Annotated in this window: 16 protein-coding genes; 11 read left to right on the plus strand and 5 right to left on the minus strand. The window is 70.0% G+C overall.

Annotated elements, in window-relative coordinates:
• Positions 1 to 64 precede the first annotated feature (64 nt).
• On the plus strand, positions 65 to 835 hold the full coding sequence (locus ABZ796_RS04625) for a GNAT family N-acetyltransferase (RefSeq protein WP_357334983.1): 771 nt from the start codon (positions 65 to 67) through the stop codon (positions 833 to 835).
• Here ABZ796_RS04625 and ABZ796_RS04630 read toward each other — a convergent pair whose 3' ends face one another.
• Positions 836 to 1,780: a D-2-hydroxyacid dehydrogenase family protein gene (locus ABZ796_RS04630; RefSeq protein ID WP_357334985.1), complete on the minus strand. Its 945-nt coding sequence runs from the start codon at positions 1,778 to 1,780 to the stop codon at positions 836 to 838.
• A 98-nt stretch (positions 1,781 to 1,878) separates the two neighbouring features.
• On the opposite strand from ABZ796_RS04630, the gene ABZ796_RS04635 reads away from it, so the two are divergent.
• Both ABZ796_RS04635 and ABZ796_RS04640 read left to right on the plus strand, forming a co-directional pair.
• Positions 1,879 to 2,511 (plus strand): ATP-dependent Clp protease proteolytic subunit, encoded by a 633-nt coding sequence (locus ABZ796_RS04635; protein WP_357334987.1) that lies wholly within the window; start codon positions 1,879 to 1,881, stop codon positions 2,509 to 2,511.
• Entirely contained in the window at positions 2,508 to 3,113 is a 606-nt protein-coding gene (locus ABZ796_RS04640; protein WP_357334988.1) for an ATP-dependent Clp protease proteolytic subunit, read from the plus strand. Before ABZ796_RS04635 ends, ABZ796_RS04640 begins: the two co-directional genes overlap by 4 nt.
• Before the next feature lie 3 nt (positions 3,114 to 3,116).
• Here the strand turns inward: ABZ796_RS04640 and ABZ796_RS04645 are convergent, their stop codons facing one another.
• The gene (locus ABZ796_RS04645; RefSeq protein ID WP_357334989.1) at positions 3,117 to 3,437 is read right to left on the minus strand and encodes a helix-turn-helix transcriptional regulator; all 321 of its coding nucleotides are present in this window, start codon (positions 3,435 to 3,437) and stop codon (positions 3,117 to 3,119) included.
• A gap of 263 nt (positions 3,438 to 3,700) precedes the next feature.
• Here ABZ796_RS04645 and ABZ796_RS04650 point away from each other — a divergent pair, with 263 nt between their 5' ends.
• Both ABZ796_RS04650 and ABZ796_RS04655 read left to right on the plus strand, forming a co-directional pair.
• Positions 3,701 to 4,168: a hypothetical protein gene (locus ABZ796_RS04650; protein WP_357334990.1), complete on the plus strand. Its 468-nt coding sequence runs from the start codon at positions 3,701 to 3,703 to the stop codon at positions 4,166 to 4,168.
• 110 nt (positions 4,169 to 4,278) lie between these two features.
• A complete protein-coding gene (locus ABZ796_RS04655) occupies positions 4,279 to 4,758 on the plus strand; it encodes a hypothetical protein (RefSeq protein ID WP_357334991.1) in 480 nt (159 codons plus the stop codon).
• Here the strand turns inward: ABZ796_RS04655 and ABZ796_RS04660 are convergent, their stop codons facing one another.
• On the minus strand, positions 4,759 to 5,442 hold the full coding sequence (locus ABZ796_RS04660) for an MBL fold metallo-hydrolase (protein WP_357334993.1): 684 nt from the start codon (positions 5,440 to 5,442) through the stop codon (positions 4,759 to 4,761). It lies immediately after the preceding gene.
• 149 nt (positions 5,443 to 5,591) lie between these two features.
• Between ABZ796_RS04660 and uvrA the strand changes: the two genes are divergently transcribed.
• Both uvrA and ABZ796_RS04670 read left to right on the plus strand, forming a co-directional pair.
• Positions 5,592 to 8,555: an excinuclease ABC subunit UvrA gene (gene uvrA / locus ABZ796_RS04665; protein ID WP_357334994.1), complete on the plus strand. Its 2,964-nt coding sequence runs from the start codon at positions 5,592 to 5,594 to the stop codon at positions 8,553 to 8,555.
• Between the two features lie 75 nt (positions 8,556 to 8,630).
• Positions 8,631 to 9,053, plus strand: coding sequence for a Rieske (2Fe-2S) protein (locus ABZ796_RS04670; protein WP_357334996.1), 423 nt, complete (start codon positions 8,631 to 8,633; stop codon positions 9,051 to 9,053).
• A 32-nt stretch (positions 9,054 to 9,085) separates the two neighbouring features.
• Here ABZ796_RS04670 and ABZ796_RS04675 read toward each other — a convergent pair whose 3' ends face one another.
• The gene (locus ABZ796_RS04675; protein WP_357334997.1) at positions 9,086 to 10,369 is read right to left on the minus strand and encodes a pyridine nucleotide-disulfide oxidoreductase; all 1,284 of its coding nucleotides are present in this window, start codon (positions 10,367 to 10,369) and stop codon (positions 9,086 to 9,088) included.
• 61 nt (positions 10,370 to 10,430) lie between these two features.
• The gene (locus tag ABZ796_RS04680; protein ID WP_357334999.1) at positions 10,431 to 11,465 is read right to left on the minus strand and encodes a LacI family DNA-binding transcriptional regulator; all 1,035 of its coding nucleotides are present in this window, start codon (positions 11,463 to 11,465) and stop codon (positions 10,431 to 10,433) included.
• A gap of 232 nt (positions 11,466 to 11,697) precedes the next feature.
• On the opposite strand from ABZ796_RS04680, the gene ABZ796_RS04685 reads away from it, so the two are divergent.
• The 4 genes from ABZ796_RS04685 (at position 11,698) to uvrC (ending at position 19,246) form a co-directional block, all read left to right on the plus strand.
• Complete coding sequence (locus ABZ796_RS04685; protein ID WP_357335000.1) at positions 11,698 to 15,624, plus strand: GH92 family glycosyl hydrolase; 3,927 nt, start codon at positions 11,698 to 11,700, stop codon at positions 15,622 to 15,624.
• Between the two features lie 74 nt (positions 15,625 to 15,698).
• Entirely contained in the window at positions 15,699 to 15,905 is a 207-nt protein-coding gene (locus ABZ796_RS04690; protein WP_357335002.1) for a hypothetical protein, read from the plus strand.
• Positions 15,902 to 17,212 carry a reverse transcriptase family protein gene (locus ABZ796_RS04695; RefSeq protein WP_357335003.1) on the plus strand — a complete coding sequence of 437 codons (1,311 nt, stop codon included), beginning with the start codon at positions 15,902 to 15,904 and terminating at the stop codon, positions 17,210 to 17,212. The genes ABZ796_RS04690 and ABZ796_RS04695 overlap by 4 nt, the downstream gene beginning before the upstream one ends.
• Positions 17,213 to 17,269: 57 nt before the next feature.
• Positions 17,270 to 19,246 carry an excinuclease ABC subunit UvrC gene (gene uvrC / locus ABZ796_RS04700; protein WP_357335005.1) on the plus strand — a complete coding sequence of 659 codons (1,977 nt, stop codon included), beginning with the start codon at positions 17,270 to 17,272 and terminating at the stop codon, positions 19,244 to 19,246.

A 19,246-nucleotide genomic window follows, 5' to 3' on the forward strand; every position in this document is an offset into this window, starting at 1 on the left:
GAACGGAGCCGGTCGCCGGATAACTACATGCTTTCGCGACAGAGTTCGGCGTAGGTTTCTCGCCGTGCTGAAGGCCTATGACGAGCAGCTGCGAACCGATGCCGAGACTCCCGGGGCGGTGTCGGTGTCCCGGCACGGGCCGCTGCGGCTGATCACCTTCGACGGTGGGCGGGGCTTCATCTCCTACCAGGACCTCGATGGGGCCGACGAGGCCGGGATCGAGGCGCTGGTCGCGGCGGCGGTGGCGCACTTCGATGCCGACCCCGCGATCGAGGAGGTCGAGTGGAAGACCCGCGGCCACGATGTCGCTCCGGGGCTGCACGAGATCTTGGTGCGGCACGGCTTCGCGCCGGAGGATCCCGAGTCGATCATGGTCGGCGAGGCCCGCCTCCTCGCCGTCGACGTCCCGCTGCCCGACGGGGTCGGCCTGCGCTCGATCACCAGCGCGGAGGACGTACGCGCCGCGGGCATCATGCAGGACGGCGTCTTCGGCTCACCGACCTCGGAGGGACGGCTGGAGGACCTGGTGCGCCGGCTCGCGGCGGGGGAGAGCGAGATGTGGGTGGCCGAGGCGGACGGCGAGATCGTCAGCGCCGGCCGTCTCGACCCGGTCGCGGGCACGGAGTTCGCCGGCATCTGGGGCGGAGCGACGTTGGCGAGCTGGCGAGGCCGAGGCATCTACCGCGCCCTGACCGCCGCCCGGGCCCGCACCGCCATCGCGCTCGGCAAGCGCTACATCCACAGCGACTCGACCGAGTTCTCCCGGCCGATCCTGGAGCGTTCGGGGCTGATCAAGGTCGGCACCACCACGCCGTACGTCCGCCGCTTCGACTGATCAGTCGCCCGTGGCCGCCAGCAAGCGGATCGGGTCGCCGGCCAGCCAGGCGGCGATGTCCTCGACGGCGCCACCGTAGAAGCGGCGGTAGTTGTCCTCGGTGACGTAGCCGAGGTGCGGGGTCGCGACCACGTTGGGGAGGTGGCGAAGCACGTCGTCGGCGGGAAGCGGCTCGACGTCGAAGACGTCCAGCCCTGCTCCGGCGATCGTGCCGGAGCCGAGGTGCGCGACGAGCGCCTCGGTGTCGACCAGCCCGGCGCGCGAGGTGTTGACCAGGTGGGCGGTCGGCTTCATCGAGGCCAGGTCGGCATGTCCGACGAGGTGGCGCGTGGTCTCGGACAGGACGAGATGGATCGAGACGATGTCGCTGGTCCCGAACAGGGTGGCCCTGTCGACCGCGCGCACCCCGAGCGGCTCGGCGCGCTCGGCGGTGAGGTGGGGGCTCCAAGCGATCACGTCCATCCCGAACGCCTGCCCGACGGCCGCGACCCGGGCGCCGATCTTGCCGAGACCGAGCAGGCCCAGGGTCCGGCCGTGGAGATCGCTCCCGACGGTCCGCTGCCAGGTGTGGCCGGTCGCCTCGGTGACGATGTGGCGGGTGAGCGCGTGGATCAGCGCCCAGGTCAGCTCGACCGGAGGGTGCGGGCTCGACGGGGTGCCGCACACGGTGACCCCCAGCCGGGCCGCTGCCTCGAGGTCGATCGAGGCGTTGCGCATCCCGGTCGTGACCAGCAGCTTCAGGTCCGGCAGTCGTTCCAGGAGAGCCGCCGGGAACGGCGTACGCTCCCGCATCGCCACCACGATCTCGGCACGCTTCAGCGCGCGGACGAGGGCGTCCGGCGCGAGGTGCTCGGTCAGCGAGGTCACCTCGACGCCTTCTAGGGAGTCCCACGCGGCGTACTTCCGGGCCACGTCCTGATAGTCGTCGAGAATCACGCAGCGCACGACGGCAACCTATCGGGTCGGTGTGCTTCTGCTCTGGGCAGATCTGCCTGCGGCAGATTCGCTGGTACGCCGTGGGGGAGTCCTTCAGAGTCGAAGGCATGACCCAGACACCCATCACGGCCGGGCCGCTCGACGAGCAGCTCACGGCGCGACTGCAGAACCAGAGGATCATCGTGCTCGGCCAGGAGGTGGACGACGCGATCGCCAACCGGATCTGCGCACAGCTGCTCCTGCTCAGTGCCGAGGACCCGCACCGCGATATCTCCCTCTACGTCAACTCGCCCGGCGGTTCGGTGACGGCCGGGATGGCGATCTACGACGTGATGCACCTGATCCCGAACGACGTCTCCACGCTGGGGATGGGGATGGCGGCCAGCATGGGGCAGTTCCTGCTCACCGCGGGCACCCCGGGCAAGCGCTACGTCCTGCCGCACACCGAGGTGCTGCTGCACAAGGGATCCGCGGGGATCGGTGGCTCCGCGGCCGACATCGAGGTGCAGGCCGCGCGGCTGGCGCGGATGACCGAGCAGATGCTGCGGATCACCGCGGCACACACCGGTCAGAGCCCCGAGCAGATCGACCACGACTCGCTGCGCGACCGGTGGTTCAACGCCGAGGAGGCGCGCGAGTACGGGTTTGTGGACGAGGTGCTCAACGACGTGCAGTCGGTGACGCCGGTCCAGCAGCGCAGCGCCGCCTTCGGTCTCTCCTCGGCGGGGGCGACCCGATGAGCTCGTACACGATTCCCTCGGTCGTCGAGAAGACCCCGCGCGGCGAGCGGGCGCTCGATGTCTACAGTCGCCTGCTCTCCGACCGGATCGTCTATCTCGGTACGCCGATCGACGACGGTGTCGCCAACGTGGTGATCGCGCAGCTGATCCACCTGGAGTCGGACGCGCCCGACACGCAGATCGAGCTCTATCTCAACTCTCCGGGCGGCGACCCGACCGCGATGTTCGGCATATACGACACGATGCAGTTCCTGCGCTCACCGGTCGCGACCACCTGCGTGGGCCAGGCGGCGGGCTCCGCGGCGGTGCTGCTGGCCGCCGGGGACCCGGGGCGGCGTACGGTCCTGCCGCACGCGCGGGTCGTGCTGCAGCAGCCGGGCCAGGACGGTCAGCGGGGCGATGTCACCGACCTGCAGGTCGCGGCGAAGGAGATCGGCCGGGTGCGGGCCGAGATGGACGCGCTGCTGGCACGCCACACCGGTCACGGCACCGACCAGATCCATGCCGACACCGAGCGGGACCTCGTCCTCGGAGCCGAGGAGGCGGTGGCGTACGGGCTGGTGGACGCGGTCCTGGAGAGCCGCAAGCTCACCTCGGTCTGAGGCTCAGGCGGCGAGGGCCAGGGGGCCGGAGGGGCGGGCGCCCGCGCGCAGCGTGCGGGTGACCCGCTCGGTGAGGTCGCCGAGGCCGAGGCCGAGCGCGCCGCCGACCGCCTCGAGCACCTCGGAGCTGGGCTCCTTGCGGCCGCGCTCGATCTCGGAGAGATATTGCGTCGAGACACCGGCATCACCGGCGACATCGGCAAGCGTGCGCTCCTGGCGGGACCGCTCCTCGCGGATCGCCTGGCCGGCGGCCTCACGCCACAGCGGCGCCGGTCTGTCGCGGTCCGGCAACGGATGGCCGGGAAACCTGATCACTTCGCCCATGCCAACACACTAGCGCTCCACACGAGGCCCGGACCGGGCGTTCGCGCCCGGCGAACAGACCCCTTACCAGGGGTTATATCGGTCGAACGATAGATGATGGGGACTTGCCAGCGGGCCCCGACACCCCGATAGTGGTCGCACAGTTTCGATCTTTGTGGGTCTACTGTGCACGATCAGAGAACTTGTCGAGTCGTTGGTATCACGGGGGAATCGTGTTGCATCGCAAGCAGATCGCCTTGGCTGGAATGGCAACGGGGCTGGCCATGACGAGCATCGGGATCGGTGGCCTGATCGTCGGCAACGCCGGGGCGGAGGAGCCGGGGCACAGCTACGCCACGGACGAGTCCGGGATCAGCCTGATCTCACCGGTCTCGCCGGTGGCGCCGCTGGAGAAGTCGTCCTCGACGCCGTCGCAGGCCGGTCCGCCCAGCCAGATGGGTCCCGAGAGCCAGGATCCCGAGGTCGCCGAACCGGTCCCGGCGAGCCCGCGCTCGGTCGAGGAGTCGGCCGCTGGATCGGTTTCTCCGGTCCCGGCGCGACCCACGCAGGTGCCGTCGGAGCAGCGGCCGTCGGGTAGGCCGACGGCCTCGCCGAGCGAGCCCAGCGAGTCGCCGAGCGAGAGCCCCAGCGACCCGAGCGAGTCGCCGAGCGAGCCCAGTGAGTCGCCGAGCGAGCCGACCGAGTCGCCGAGCGAGCCCAGCGAGTCGCCGAGCGAGAGCCCGACCGACTGACCCGGGCTCCGCGAGGGCCGAACTCGATGCCCCGGGGAGGGTAACGCTCGAGGCCTCGCTGCCCTACGCTGTGCGCCACACCAGGCGCGGGGCGGGTACAGGGAGTCGAGTTGCAGAGCAAGCAGGTCGCCGTGGCAGGCATCCTGACCGGCGCGGTCATGACCGGACTCGGGGTGGTGGTCCTTCTCGCCGGCCTGGCGCAGGCCGAGCGACCCGATCGCGACCCGGGCACGGGTGTCGAGGACATCGGGAACGCCTATCCCGATGTGGATCCGCTGCCGCCCCTGCCCGCCGCGAGGCCGTCGAAGGAGCCCTCCGCCGGCTCGACCGTGCGTCCGCACGGCCCGGGGCCCTATCGAGACGGAACGACGTACGAGCCGGGGGAGACCGAGCCCACGACGGCCGGCGGCCAGGACCGGCCGAGGGCGTCGCGTGAGCCGGAGGAGCCCGCCGAGACCGGTGGCTCGACGCCCACCTCCGGGCCCACGCTTACGGCGGACCCGGAGCCGACCGCCGAGCCGACCGAGTCCGTCGATCCGACCACGGACCCGACGCCTACGGAGACCGCGACCCCGCCTACGGAGCCGTAGTCACCAGCCCCGCTCGCGCCACTCGGCCAGGTGGGGACGCTCGGCGCCGAGCGTGGAGTCGTCGCCGTGGCCCGGGTAGAACCAGGTCTCGTCGGGGAGGGTGGCGAAGATCCGCTCCTCCACGTCGTCGAGCAGCTGGGTGAAACGTACGGGATCCTGCTGGGTGTTTCCGACGCCGCCGGGGAACAGGCTGTCGCCGGTCCACAGGTGAGGCGTGCCCTCGGGGTCGCGGTAGACGAGAGCGACCGATCCGGGGGTGTGCCCGCGCAGCGCGATCACCTCGAGGGTGCAGTCGCCGACGGCGACGGTGTCTCCGTGGGAGAGGGTGCGGGAGACGGGTACGCCGGTAGCCTCCGTGATCGCGGCGGCGTCGGGCTCGCCGGCGAGAGTGGTGGCGCCGGTCGCGGCGGTGATGTCGGCCAGAGCTCGGTGGTGGTCCCAGTGCTGGTGGGTGGTGACGACGGTGGCCAGGTTCTCGCCGACGAGGGGAAGCAGGGTCTCCGGCTCGGCCGCGGCGTCGATGAGGAGCTGCTCGCCGGTCGATCGGCAGCGCAGCAGGTAGGAGTTGTTGGACATCTGGGCGTCGACGGCGACCTTCGTGACGGTCAGCCGGCCGAGCTCGCGCACGTCGGCCGGGCCGCCCGGTTTCACCGCGCCTGTATAAGTGGTAGGGGCATCGCTCATGCGTCTATGCAAGCACGTCGGACACGGCTGGAAGTAAATTGTCGGTGCTCCGTGAGAGGGTGCCATCTGGGAGTCTTCCCGGCGTCGTATGATGCGAACATCTGTTCGACGCGGTAGCGCGATGCGATAGCACTGGACGAGGAAAGAACGTGGCGGAGCAGCAGCTGATCATCCGGGGAGCCCGGGAGCACAACCTGAAGGACGTCTCCCTCGACCTGCCTCGGGACTCGATGATCGTGTTCACCGGCCTGTCCGGAAGTGGTAAGTCGAGCCTGGCGTTCGACACCATCTTCGCGGAGGGCCAGCGTCGCTATGTCGAGTCGCTCTCGGCGTACGCTCGACAGTTCCTCGGTCAGATGGACAAGCCCGACGTCGACTTCATCGAGGGGCTCTCCCCGGCGGTGTCGATCGACCAGAAGTCGACCTCGAAGAACCCGCGCTCGACGGTGGGCACCATCACCGAGGTCTACGACTACCTGCGTCTGCTCTACGCCCGCGCCGGGCGTCCGCACTGCCCGACCTGTGGCGCGCCGATCGAGCGCCAGACGCCGCAGCAGATCGTCGACCACGTGCTCGCGCTGGAGGAGGGTCGCCGCTTCCAGGTGCTGAGCCCGGTGATCCGGGCCCGCAAGGGGGAGTACGTCGAGCTCTTCAGCCAGCTGCAGCAGCAGGGGTACTCCCGGGTGCGGGTGGACGGCGAGACCTACCAGCTCGACGCGCCGCCGAAGCTGGAGAAGCAGAAGAAGCACACCATCGAGGTGGTCATCGACCGGCTCGCGGTCAAAGAGTCCTCCAAGCGGCGGCTGACCGACTCGGTCGAGACCGCGCTGGAGCTGGCCGGCGGTCTGGTCGTCTTCGACTTCGTCGACAGTGGCGAGCAGATGAAGTTCTCCGAGCGGATGTCGTGCCCCAACGACCACCTGCTCGACACCGACGAGCTCGAGCCGCGGTCGTTCTCGTTCAACTCGCCCTTCGGTGCCTGCCCGGCCTGCACGGGCCTCGGCACCCGGATGGAGGTCGACCCGGAGCTGGTCGTCCCCAACCCGAAGGCCACGCTCGCCGAGGGCGCGCTGCAGCCCTGGTCCCAGGCCCACGTCGCCGAATACTTCCTGCGCCTCCTGGAGGCGCTCGGCGGTGAGCTCGGCTTCGACCTGGACACGCCCTGGGAAGACATCCCGGCCGCCGGGCAGAAGGCGATCCTCGACGGTCACGGACGCAAGGTGCACGTGGTCTCGGTCAACCGCTACGGCCGCCGCCGTTCCTACGACGCGGAGTTCGAGGGCGTACGCCGGTGGGTGGAGCGACGCCACAAGGAAGCCGAGTCCGACACCACCCGGGAGCGCTTCGAGGGCTACATGCGGCAGGTGCCGTGCCCGACCTGCAAGGGCACCCGGCTCAAGCCCGTCTCCACCTCGGTGACGCTGGGGGAGCGGAGCGAGGGCGGCCTCAACATCGCCGAGCTGTGCGCGCTGCCGATCAACGAGGCCGCCGAGTGGCTCGACACGGTCGAGCTCAGCGGCCGGGAGCGGCAGATCGCCGAGCAGGTGCTCAAGGAGATCCAGGCGCGGCTGCGCTTCCTGCTCGACGTCGGCCTCGACTATCTCTCCCTGGAGCGGCCCTCGGGCTCGCTCTCCGGCGGTGAGGCCCAGCGGATCCGGCTGGCCACCCAGATCGGGTCCGGTCTGGTCGGCGTCCTCTACGTGCTGGACGAGCCGTCCATCGGCCTCCACCAGCGCGACAACCACCGGTTGATCGAGACCCTCGAGCGGCTCAAGCGGCTCGGCAACACCCTGATCGTCGTCGAGCACGACGAGGACACCATCAAGGTCGCCGACTGGGTCGTCGACATCGGCCCCGGCGCCGGCGAGCACGGCGGCCAGGTGATCCACTCCGGCACGGTCGAGGAGCTGCTCGCCAACGAGCAGTCGGTGACCGGTCAGTATCTGGCGGGTCGCCGCGAGATCGCTGTCCCGGCCGTTCGCCGCCCCCGCACCGCCGGGCGCGAACTGACGGTCCACGGTGCCAAGGAGAACAACCTCAAGGACATCGACGTCACCTTCCCGCTGGGGCTCTTCCTCGCGGTCACCGGCGTCTCCGGCTCGGGCAAGTCGACGCTCGTCAACGACATCCTCTACACCGCGCTGGCCAAGGAGTTCTACCGCGCTCGCACCGTTCCGGGCCGGCACACCAAGATCTCCGGCCTGGACAACGTCGACAAGGTGATCCACGTCGACCAGTCCCCGATCGGGCGTACGCCGCGGTCCAACCCGGCCACCTACACCGGCGTCTTCGACCACATCCGCAAGCTCTTCGCCTCCACCCCGGAGGCCAAGATGCGGGGCTACCTGCAGGGCCGGTTCTCGTTCAACGTCAAGGGTGGCCGCTGCGAGGCCTGCTCCGGCGACGGCACGATCAAGATCGAGATGAACTTCCTGCCGGACGTGTACGTCCCGTGCGAGGTCTGCCACGGCGCGCGCTACAACCGCGAGACGCTCGAGGTCCACTACAAGGGCAAGTCGATCGCCGAGGTGCTCGACATGCCGATCGAGGAGGCGGTCGAGTTCTTCGCCGCGGTCCCAGCGATCGCGCGCCACATGAAGACCCTGGTCGAGGTCGGCCTGGGCTACGTGCGGCTGGGCCAGCCCGCGACCACCCTGTCGGGCGGTGAGGCGCAGCGGGTCAAGCTCTCCGCCGAGCTGCAGAAGCGCTCGACCGGCAAGACCCTCTACGTCCTCGACGAGCCCACCACCGGCCTCCACTTCGAAGACATCCGCAAGCTCATCGGCGTGCTGTCCTCACTGGTCGACAAGGGCAACACCGTGCTCGTGATCGAGCACAACCTCGATGTGATCAAGACCGCCGACTGGCTCATCGACATGGGCCCGGAGGGTGGCAACCGCGGTGGCACGGTGATCGCGGAGGGCACTCCCGAGACCGTCGCGGCGACCCCCGGCAGCCACACCGGTGGCTTCCTCGCCCCGCTGCTCGACGGCAAGGCCGCCGAGCAGCCGCCGGACAAGCCGGTGAAGGCGAAGGCCGCTCCGACCAAGACGACGGCGAAGAAGACCGCAGCGAAGAAGACCGCGGCGCGGAAGAAGGTCAGCACCTCCTGACCCGAGATCGAGATTTGCCTGAAGGTTTGCGCTCGGCGGGCGACGTGCGAGGTCGGCGCGCCTATTCTGGGCGGCATGAGTGAATCTCGAATCACCCGCCGGAAGGTCGTAGGCGGGGCCGCGGTCACGGTCGTCGGTGTCCCGCTCCTCGCGGCGTGCGGCGGCAGCGATTCCGGCGGGACCGGTGGCGGTGACTCCGGGTCGACGGGTGACGGCCCGCTCGTCGCGACGAGCGAGATCCCGGTCGGCGGCGGAGTGATCGTCGCCGACCGCAACCTGGTGGCCACCCAGCCGACCGAGGGCACGTTCAAGGTCTTCTCCGCGATCTGCACCCACCGCAGCTGCCCGGTCACGAAGGTCGCCGGCGGCACCATCGACTGCCCGTGCCACGGCAGCCGGTTCTCGATCGAGGACGGCTCGGTGACCCAGGGCCCGGCGACGAGTCCGCTGGAGGAGGTCGCCTTCGAGGTGACCGACGGAGAGATCGTCCCCAGCTGAGAGGTCGCCCGCGCGGAGGCTCCTCGGGAGGCTCAGGTGCGCGCGAGCGCCTGTGCCCGCCACAGCTCGTCGCGCGGGGAGCGACGCCGGTCGAGACGGGCGTCGAGCAGCACCCGGGCCTCGTCCCAGCGGTCGGCGCGGAGCAGGGCGGCGATGCGGGCCTCCTCGATGATCTCCCGCTGCGCGTCGGAGCCGCCGAGGCGGCGGATCGACGGGGCGAGCGCGGCGAGCCGGTCGGCGGCGGTGGAGTTCTCGTCGCGGGCCATCAGCCCGAGGGCCTCGGCGAGCGGGGAGACGACGGTGGCCATGGTCGGGTGTACGTGCCCGGCGGCCCACGACCTCAGCTCGTCGAGCGCACCGGCGTCGCCGGTGGCCAGATGGGTGACCGCGGTGTGCATCGCCAGGAACGGCGTGGCGGGCCGGGTCATCGTCTCGCGGCCGGTGACGCGTACGACCTCGGCGATGTCGGGTACGTCACGAGCACCCGGCGTCAGCGCCCAGCGGAAGAGCAGCGAGCCGGAGTCGACCAGCGCCCGGCAGCCCAGCGCGTGGCCGGGCTGGAGCTGGGTCAGGTAGCGGCGACGTACGGCATCGAGGTCGCCGAGCGAGAGCTCATGGAGCGCGGCGTGCCAGGAGAAGTGGGAGAGCGAGTCGATCTGGGCGCCGTCGCCGAGCACCCACGTCGACATCCACGCGAGACCCGCCTGGTGGTCGCCGGTCTCGTAGTGGGCGTGCGCGCGGGCGTGGGCGGAGTGGCCGGCCCCGGGCTCCACCGCCAGGGAGGCGCAGGAGAGCGACATCGCGTCATCGAAGCGGCGCTGCTCCTGTCGTACGAAGGCGAGTAGGCCGGCGAACCACCAGTCGTCACCGTAGGCGGGCGCGGCGCGTTCGACGATCGCCCAGGCCTCCTCGGGCACCTCGGTCGCCCCGGCGAAGGCGATCGTCGGCACCGCGGTCGAGAGCAGCAGCGCGTCTCGCGGGAAGGCCGCCAGATGGTCGATCAGCGGCCGCGGGTTGCCGCCGATGTGGGCATCGACCGCGTGGACGTGGCTGCGCTCCCGTTCGGTCGCCCGCTGGGCGTGGAGCCGGGCCTGCCGCAGGCGCGCGTCGACGTCGACGGGAGCGCACATCTCGTGTCCGAGCAGCGCCAGCGCCGCATGTCCGAGCGCGAACGTCGGGTCGAGGACGATCGAGGCCGCGAAGGAGGCGAGGGCGCCATCCCGTAGGCGAAGCACATCGAGCAGCCCCTGGGAGTAGGCCAGGGCAGCTTCGTCACTGGTGGTCAGCGCGTATCCGTAGCGGTCACGACAAGGCACATAACCATACTAGACCACTAGACTTTAAAACCCAGGTCCGGCGCGGCCGATTTCCCCAGACTCAGGGAGCCGGGAGCTCCCCGGAGCCTCGGGGAATCAGGCGAGCGCCGATGGTGACCGTCTGGGGCGGGCCCGCGGTGTCGCCGGCGATGCGCTGGAACAGGAGCCGCGCGGCGGCCGCGCCCATGGCACCGGGATCCTGGGCGACGACGGTGAGCCCCGGTTGGAGGAGATCGCCGAGCTCGACGTCGTCGAAGCCGACCAGGGCCAGTCGTGCGGAGCGCCGGGCGAGCTCGCGCAGAACGCTGACGGTGGTGCGGCTGTTGCCGCACAGCAGCGCGGTCGCCGGTGACGGTCCGTCGAGCAGTCGGTCGAGTGCATCAGCGCTCGATGCGGAGGACGGGCGCGCCTGGGTGACGAGGTCGTCGGTGAAGGGGATCCCGGCCGCCTCGAGCGCCTCGCGATAGCCGCGCAGGCGCTCGCCGGCGGTGTAGATCTCCGGTGCGTCGCCGATGAAACCGATGCGGCGATGTCCGTGGGAGAGCAGATGCTCCACGCCGCGCCGGCTGCCGCCGCGGTTGTCGGTGAGGATCATGTCGGCCTCGATGTCGCCGGGCGGGCGGTCGACGAACACGACCGGGATGCCGGCTCGCATCTCGGGTAGGAGGTAGGAGTGGCTGGTGCCGGCCGGCACGACGATGAGGCCGTCGACGCGCCGCTCGCAGAACGCGAGGGCGAGCTCGCGCTCCCGGTCCGCGTCCTCCGCTGAGGAGCCGGCGAAGACCATCGTCCCGCGCTCCCGAGCGACCTCCTCGACCGCGCGCGACAGGATCGAGTAGAACGGGTCGGCGACGTCCTCGAGCAGCAGTCCGACGGTGCCAGACCGTCCCTGTCGCAGTCCGCGCGCACCAGCGTTGGGCCGGAACCCGAGCTGGGCGATCGACTCGAGCACCGCCGCGCGCAGGTCGTCGTTGACGTTGGACTCGCCGTTGACCACCCGTGAGACGGTCTTCAGGCTCACCCCGGCCGACGCCGCGACGTCCTTCATGGTCGGGCGGCGCTGCTGACGGGTCTGCTCGGACGAGGGTGATGCCACGTGCTCAGCGTAGACGTCGATCCGAGCGCGACAACGATGTCTCGATTCTTCCCGTGTGTCGGCACAAATCCCTTCTCGTTCCAAGAGTGCCCGCGTAAATCCTTCGCAAACTTCGTTGACAACGTTGTCATCCAACGGTTCCATCTGGGATGGCCCCCATGTGAAGGAGATCACACCGATGCACCGTTGGGACGCACCACACAGAACGAGAGGCCGGGCCCGCCTGGCCGCGATGATCGCCGCGACGGCGACGCTGATGGTCGCGATGAGCGCCACCGCACCCGCGCTCGCGACCCCGGACGCACCTGACCCGACCGCCCCGAGGTCCGACACCGCCGACCCGCAGCAGGCCGCCGAAGGCGGAGACTGGGAGACCTCTTTCGAGGAGGACGACCCCCAGCCCAGCTGGGCCGATCTCGTCGACACCGACGAGGACGGCGACCCCCGCAGCGCGGGCGTCACCGGACCCGACCCCTTCGGCATCCCCGGCGACATCTCCGAGCACATCACCGGCGTCACCGCCAGCGGGGAGAACACCGGCTCGGGCGAAGGCGCGGCAGAGCTCGTCGACGGCGACATCAACACCAAGTGGCTCACCTTCGCGATCACCGGCTGGGTGCAGATCGAGCTCGACCAGCCCGTCAGCGTCGTGAAGTACGCCCTCACCTCGGCCAACGACGCCGCCGAACGCGACCCCAAGGACTGGGTGATCCAGGGCTCCACCGACGGCCAGAGCTGGACGACCGTCGACACCCGCACCGGCCAGTCCTGGGACGAGCGCTTCCAGACCCGAGAGTTCGAGCTCGCCTCCCCGCAGGCGTACTCCCACTACCGCATCGACATCTCCGCGAACCAGAGCGGAGGCATCATCCAGCTCGCCGAGTGGCAGCTCTCCGACGGCTCCGAGCCCCCGCCGCCGCTGAAGAACATGACCAGCCACCCCGACGACGGCCCCGCCTTGGCGTACGCCGCGAAGTCGAAGGTCGGCTTCACCGGCACCCACGCCTTCGAGTACGCAGGCAAGATCACCGAGGACAAGGGTCACTCCTACAACCGCGTCTTCGACGTCGACATCCCGGTCGGCAGGGAGACCGAGCTGTCCTATCTGGTCTTCCCGGAGTTCATCGAGGGCGACCTGAGCTACCCGAGCACCTATACGGCCGTCGACCTGGCCTTCACCGACGGCACCCTGCTCTCCGAGCTGGACGCGCTCGACGCGCAGGGCTACGTACTGTCCCCGAAGGGCCAGGGCGAGTCGAAGTCGCTCTACACCAACCAGTGGAACAAGAAGACCTCCGTCATCGGCGAGGTCGCCGCGGGCAAGACGATCGACCGGATCCTGGTCGCCGTCGACGCGCCGAGCGGCCCGACGAAGTTCCGTGGCTGGTACGACGACATCGAGATCGCCGCGTCCCCGAAGACACCGCAGGTGACCAGCCGCGTCGACTACGCCGTCACCACCCGCGGCACCCAGTCGAGCGGGAGCTTCTCGCGGGGCAACAACATCCCGGCGACCGCCGTCCCGCACGGCTTCAACTTCTGGGCGCCGATGACCAACGCCGGCTCGCTGTCGTGGTTCTACCGCTACCACCAGGACAATGACGCCCAGAACCGGACCGGCTTGCAGGCGCTGACGCTGAGCCACGAGACCAGCCCGTGGATGGGTGACCGGCAGACCTTCCAGGTGATGCCGTCCGCGGCCGAGGGCACCCCCGACCCGGGCCGCAACGCGCGCGAGCTCACCTTCGAGCACGAGAACGAGATCGCCCGGCCCTACTACTACAAGGTCGGCTTCGACAACGGGCAGAGCGCCGAGATCGCACCGACCGACCATGCGGCCGTGTTCCGGTTCACCTATCCCGGTGACTCCGCGCGGCTGGTGTTCGACAACGTCGACAACGACGGCGGGCTGACCCTCGACCCGGCCGCGGGAACCCTGCAGGGCTTCACCGACACCCGCAGCGGCCTGTCCAACGGCGCCACCCGGATGTACGTCTACGCGACGTTCGACCAGCCCGTCACCGGCGGCGGCAAGTACGCCACCGGCGAGCGCCCGGACGTACAGGGCCATCTCGCGTTCGACGCCGGTGCGGACCGGACCGTGACGATGCGGATCGCCACGAGCCTGATCGGCATCGACCAGGCCAAGCGCAACCTCGAGCTCGAGGTCGCCGAGGACTCCTTCGACACGGTCAAGGAGAAGGCGAAGGCGCTGTGGCAGGACAAGCTCGACGTCCTCGACATCCAGGGCGCGACCAAGGACCAGAAGACGACCGTCTACTCCAACCTCGCCCGGCTCTTCCTCTACCCGAACTCGGGCCACGAGAACACCGGCACCGAGGACGAGCCGGTCTGGAAGCACGCCGTCCAGTCGACCTCTGACGACGCGAACCCGCCGGGCACCACGCCCACCCACACCGGGGCCGAGATCAAGGACGGCAAGGTCTATGTGAACAACGGCTTCTGGGACACCTACCGCACCACCTGGGCGGCCTACTCGCTCCTGGAGCCGAGCCAGGCGGCCGAGATGGTCAACGGGTTCGTGCAGCAGTACAAGGACAACGGCTGGATCTCGCGCTGGTCCTCGCCGGGCTACGCCAACCTGATGACCGGCACCAGCTCGGACGTCTCGTTCGCCGACGCGTACGTCAAGGGCGTGAAGGGGATCGACGCCGAGGCCGCCTATGCGGCCGCGGTGAAGAACGCCACCGTCCGGCCCCCGGGCTCCGCGACCAACTCCAACGTCGGCCGCAAGGGGATGCAGACCTCGGTGTTCCTCGGCTACACGCCCGCGGCCGTGAGCGAGGGCGTCTCCTGGGGTCTCGAGGGCTACATCAACGACTACGGCATCGGGAACATGGCCGCGAAGCTCGCCCGGCGAGACGGGATCTCGAAGGCCGAGAAGAAGCGGCTGCGGGAGGAGTCGGAGTACTTCCTCAGCCGGGCTCGCAACTACGTCAACACCTTCGACGACAAGGTGGGCTTCTTCCAGGGCCGCAACGCCGACGGCACCTTCAAGAAGTCACCGGCGGCCTACAACCCGCTGGTGTGGGGCAGCGATCACGACTACACCGAGACCAACGGCTGGAACTTCGCGTTCCACACCCCGCAGGACGGCCAGGGCCTGGCCAACCTCTACGGCGGTCGTGGCGCGCTCGCGACGAAGCTGGACACCTTCTTCTCGACTCCGGAGACGGGCGAGTACCCCGGCTCCTACGGCGGCATCATCCACGAGATCCGTGAGGCCCGGGACGTACGCATGGGGCAGTGGGGCTTCTCCAACCAGGTCAGCCACCACATCCCGTGGATGTACAGCTACACCGGTCAGCCCTGGAAGACGCAGGAGATCGTGCGCGAGACGCTGCGCCGGATGTACACCGGCTCCGAGATCGGGCAGGGCTACGCCGGTGACGAGGACAACGGCGAGACCTCGGCGTGGTACCTCTTCTCCTCGCTCGGCCTCTACCCGCTCCAGATGGGCAGCGAGAACCTCGTGCTCGGCTCGCCGCTGTTCACCAAGGCCACCCTCCACCTCGAGGGCGGCAAGGACCTGGTGATCAAGGCTCCGAAGAACAGCAACAAGAACATCTACGTCCAGGGCGTCAAGATCGACGGCAAGCGGTGGGACAAGACGTACGTCTCCCACCAGGAGCTCGCCGACGGCGGCACCATCGAGTTCGACATGGGCTCGAGGACGTCGCGCTGGGGCACCTCGCCCAGCGCTGTCCCGCCGTCGCTGACCGACGGCTCGCAGCCCGCCACGCCGCTGGCCGACAGGTCCGGCGCCGGCAAGGGCACGGTGTCGGCCAGCGGCAGCGATGGCGAGACGCTCGTCGACAACGACTCCGGGACGCAGGCGACCGTGGCCGGCGACGGCTGGGTCGAGTACCGGTTCTCCGGGACCAGGGTGCCGGTGTCGTTCTACACCCTCACCAACGGTGCCGACGGCGGCTCGCCGAGCGGTTGGGTCGTCAAGGGGTCCAACGACGGCACCGACTGGAAGGTCCTCGACCGGCGCTCGGGGGAGAAGTTCGACTGGCAGCAGGCCACCCGGCCGTTCAAGCTCGAGTCGGAGTCGAGGTTCAGCCGGATCCGGATCGAGTTCACCGGGCCGGCCGCTGAGCCGATCACGCTCTCGGAGGTGGAGCTGCTCGGCTGATCCGTCGGGTGAGTTGATGCCCGGCCTGCGCCGGTCGGGCATCAGCTCGCCCTCGGGGACGTTATCGTGCTGACGTGCGGCAGCGTCATCTCGAGACGGCGATCCGGTGCGTGACACCGGTCAGCCTCCCCGGGGCTACCCCGGGGGCCACCGGTACGTCCGGGCACGGCACCGCGCGCGACAGGCTGCGCTCCGCTGCAGGTCGCCGCGCGCACGACGAGACGGGTCGAGCGGCGCTGCCGCACTCCAGCGGTGCTCGCGTCCCCTGGCTGCCGCGTTGAGAGCCGACACGGCACGAGCGTTGGCGGCGGGCTTCCTGGCGGGGGAGTGGAGCCGCGACGGCCTGGTCGCGAGCGGGGCGGTCGTGCTCGGGCGACGCCTGGCCTGGCTGCGCTCCTTGGCGACGCAGACGCTCGAGCTCTATCCCCGGCCGCCCCACGACCGGCCGCGCGAGCTCGCGATGGTTCTGCGCAGGCTGCCGGCAGCCGACAAGGCGGTGGCCGTCGGGCCGGTCACCCAGCCGGTGGCAGCGACCCGCATGGTCACCAACCGGTGGCGCCTGCCGGAGCTCGACGACCTGGCTTCGGTCGCTGCCTTCCTCGACGTGACCGCAGCTGAGCTGGACTGGTTCGCCGACCTGCGGCGCTGGGCCAGAGCCGCCGACGAGCCCCGGCTCCAGCACTATCGGGTCAGCCATCGGACCGCTCCGAGCGGCGCGATCCGCGTCCTCGAGGCACCCAAGCCCCGGCTGCGGGCCATCCAGCGGCGCCTCCTGGACCAGGTCGTCTCACGGATCCCGCCGCATGATGCAGCTCGTGGCTTCCGGCCGGGCGGCTCGGTGAGGTCGTACGCCGTACCGCACGCCGGCCGGCCGATCGTCCTGCGCCTGGATCTGGAGGCGTTCTTCGCCAGCGTGAGCGTCTCCCGGGTCTACGGCATCTGGCGCACGGCGGGCTACCCCGAACCGGTCGCGCACTGCCTGGCCGGACTGAGCACCTGCGTACTGCCGCGTGCGGCTTGGAGGGCGGTGCCACGCCCCGGCGCGGAAGAGCTCCTCGATGCCCACTGGCGGCTCGGGCGCCGACTGGCCGCGCCCCATCTGCCTCAGGGCGCGCCGACGTCGCCCGCGCTCGCCAACTTCACCGCGTACGGCCTCGATGTCCGGCTCACCGCTCTCGCCCGCTCATGGGGCGGCCGCTACACCCGGTACGCCGACGACCTGGCGTTCTCGGGCGAGGTCGGCTGGGGGCACGGCACCTCACGGTTGCTCGACGCGATCGAGGAGATCGTGCGGGACGAGGGTTTTCGGCTCAACCCGCGCAAGACCGGCGTGATGCCGCGCGGTGGCCGCCAGCGGCTGGCGGGACTGGTCGTCAACGAGCGACCCCGCGTGCCCCGCGAGGAGGTCGACCTGCTCCGCGCGATCCTCCACAACTGCCGCCGCCATGGCCCGAGCACACAGAATCGCGACGAGGTCCCGGCGTTCGAGGAGCATCTGCGCGGCCGGGTCTCCTGGGTGGCCCACCACGATCCCGTACGTGGCGCTCGGCTGCTGGCCGAGCTCGACGCGATCGACTGGAGCCGCTGACAGGTCAGCCCGTCGGGCACGGTCCGGCTGTCGGTCCTCGCCGATAGGCTGGCGGACGTGCCCGATCCGCAGAGCTATCGCCCCAGAGCTGGAGACATCCCCACCCAGCCCGGGGTCTACCGGTTCCGTGATCCCAAGGGGCGGGTGATCTACGTCGGCAAGGCGATCAACCTGCGCCAGCGGCTCGCGAACTACTTCCAGCCGATCCCCAGCCTCCACCCGCGTACGGCGACGATGGTCACCACCGCCGCCAGCGTCGAGTGGACGACGGTCAACAACGACATCGAGGCGCTCCAGCTCGAGTACACCTGGATCAAGGAGTTCGACCCGCGGTTCAACGTCAAGTACCGCGACGACAAGTCCTACCCGTGGCTCGCGGTGACCGTCTCCGAGGAGTTCCCCCGGGTCATGGTCGGACGTGGGGCCAAACGCAAGGGCACCAGATACTTCGGCCCCTACGGTCACGCCTGGGCGATCCGCGAGACCGTCGACATCCTGCTGCGCGTCTTCCCGATGCGCTCGTGCAGCAACGGCGTCTTCAAGCGCTCGCAGCAGATCGGCCGTCCCTGTCTGCTCGGCTACATCGACAAGTGCACCGCCCCGTGCGTGGGCAACATCTCCGCCGAGGAGCACCGCGAGATCGTCGACGACTTCTGCGACTTCATGGCCGGCCACACCACGACCTTCATCAAGCGGATCGAGAAGGAGATGTACGCCGCGTCCGAGGCCCTGGACTTCGAGAAGGCCGCGCGGCTGCGTGACGACCTCGGCGCGATGCAGCGTGCCCTGGAGAAGCAGGCCGTGGTGCTCGGCGACGGTGCCGACGCCGACGTCATCGCCCTGGCCGAGGACCCGCTCGAGGTCGGCGTGCAGATCTTCTACGTACGGGGCGGCCGGATCAAGGGCCAGCGCGGCTGGGTGGCCGACCGGATGGACGACGCCGACACCGCGGGCCTGGTCGAGCACTTCCTGCTGCAGCTCTACGCCGGCGAGGACGCTGAGGCGATCCCGCGCGAGATCCTGGTCCCGGCGCTGCCGCCCGACCACGAGACGCTCGAGGAGCTCCTCTCCGACGTACGCAAGGCGAAGGTGCGGATCCGGGTGCCGCAGCGCGGCGACAAGAAGACGCTCCAGGAGACCGTGGCGAAGAACGCCGAGCAGGCCCTGGCGCTCCACAAGACCAAGCGCGCCAGCGACCTGACGACGCGCAACCGGGCGCTGGAGGAGATCCAGGAGGCGCTGGAGCTCGACGAGGTGCCGCTGCGGATCGAGTGCTACGACATCTCCCACCTGCAGGGCACCGAGATCGTGGCCAGCATGGTGGTCTTCGAGGACGGCCTGGCCCGCAAGTCGGAGTATCGCCGGTTCATCATCAAGGGCCAGGACGGCTCCGACGACGTCCGGGCGATGCACGAGGTGATCACCCGCCGGTTCAAGCGGCTCCTCGACGAGCAGTCGACCTCGATCGTGTCGACGGAGGTCGAGGGGGCCAACGGCCCGATGCTGGTCGACCCGGAGACCGGGAGGCCGCGGAAGTTCGCCTACGCACCGGGTCTGGTCGTCGTCGACGGCGGCGCGCCCCAGGTGGCCGCCGCCCAGCGAGCCCTGGCCGAGCTGGGCATCGACGACATCCCGGTCGTCGGGCTGGCCAAGCGCCTGGAGGAGGTCTGGGTGCCCGGCGAGGAGGACCCGGTCATCCTGCCGCGCAGCTCCGAGGGTCTCTACCTGCTGCAGCGGGTCCGCGACGAGGCGCACCGGTTCGCGATCACCCATCACCGCGGCCGCCGGTCGAAGTCGATGGTGGAGAGCCTGCTCGACGACGTACCCGGCCTCGGCGAGGTGCGCCGCAAGACCCTGATGAAGCACTTCGGCTCGCTCAAGAAGCTCCGCGCGGCGACCGTCGAGGAGATCGCCCAGGTGCCCGGCATCGGGCCCGGCACCGCGACCGCGATCAAGACCGCTGTGGAGCAGACGGCGAAGAATGGCAAGGTTAGCGCCATCAACGTCACCACCGGCGAGATCATCGAGGAGTAG

Source organism: Nocardioides sp. NPDC047086 (genome assembly GCF_040643685.1).
GTDB lineage: Bacteria > Actinomycetota > Actinomycetes > Propionibacteriales > Nocardioidaceae > Nocardioides.

What these genes read in the sequence shown, in the direction of transcription:
- ABZ796_RS04635 (WP_357334987.1), top strand. Translation starts at nt 1,879, where the DNA reads ATGACCCAGACACCCATCACGGCCGGGCCGCTCGACGAGCAGCTCACG.
- ABZ796_RS04640 (WP_357334988.1), top strand. Translation starts at nt 2,508, where the DNA reads ATGAGCTCGTACACGATTCCCTCGGTCGTCGAGAAGACCCCGCGCGGC.
- ABZ796_RS04645 (WP_357334989.1), bottom strand. Translation starts at nt 3,437, where the DNA reads ATGGGCGAAGTGATCAGGTTTCCCGGCCATCCGTTGCCGGACCGCGAC.
- ABZ796_RS04650 (WP_357334990.1), top strand. Translation starts at nt 3,701, where the DNA reads ATGACGAGCATCGGGATCGGTGGCCTGATCGTCGGCAACGCCGGGGCG.
- ABZ796_RS04660 (WP_357334993.1), bottom strand. Translation starts at nt 5,442, where the DNA reads ATGAGCGATGCCCCTACCACTTATACAGGCGCGGTGAAACCGGGCGGC.
- ABZ796_RS04670 (WP_357334996.1), top strand. Translation starts at nt 8,631, where the DNA reads ATGAGTGAATCTCGAATCACCCGCCGGAAGGTCGTAGGCGGGGCCGCG.
- ABZ796_RS04685 (WP_357335000.1), top strand. Translation starts at nt 11,698, where the DNA reads ATGATCGCCGCGACGGCGACGCTGATGGTCGCGATGAGCGCCACCGCA.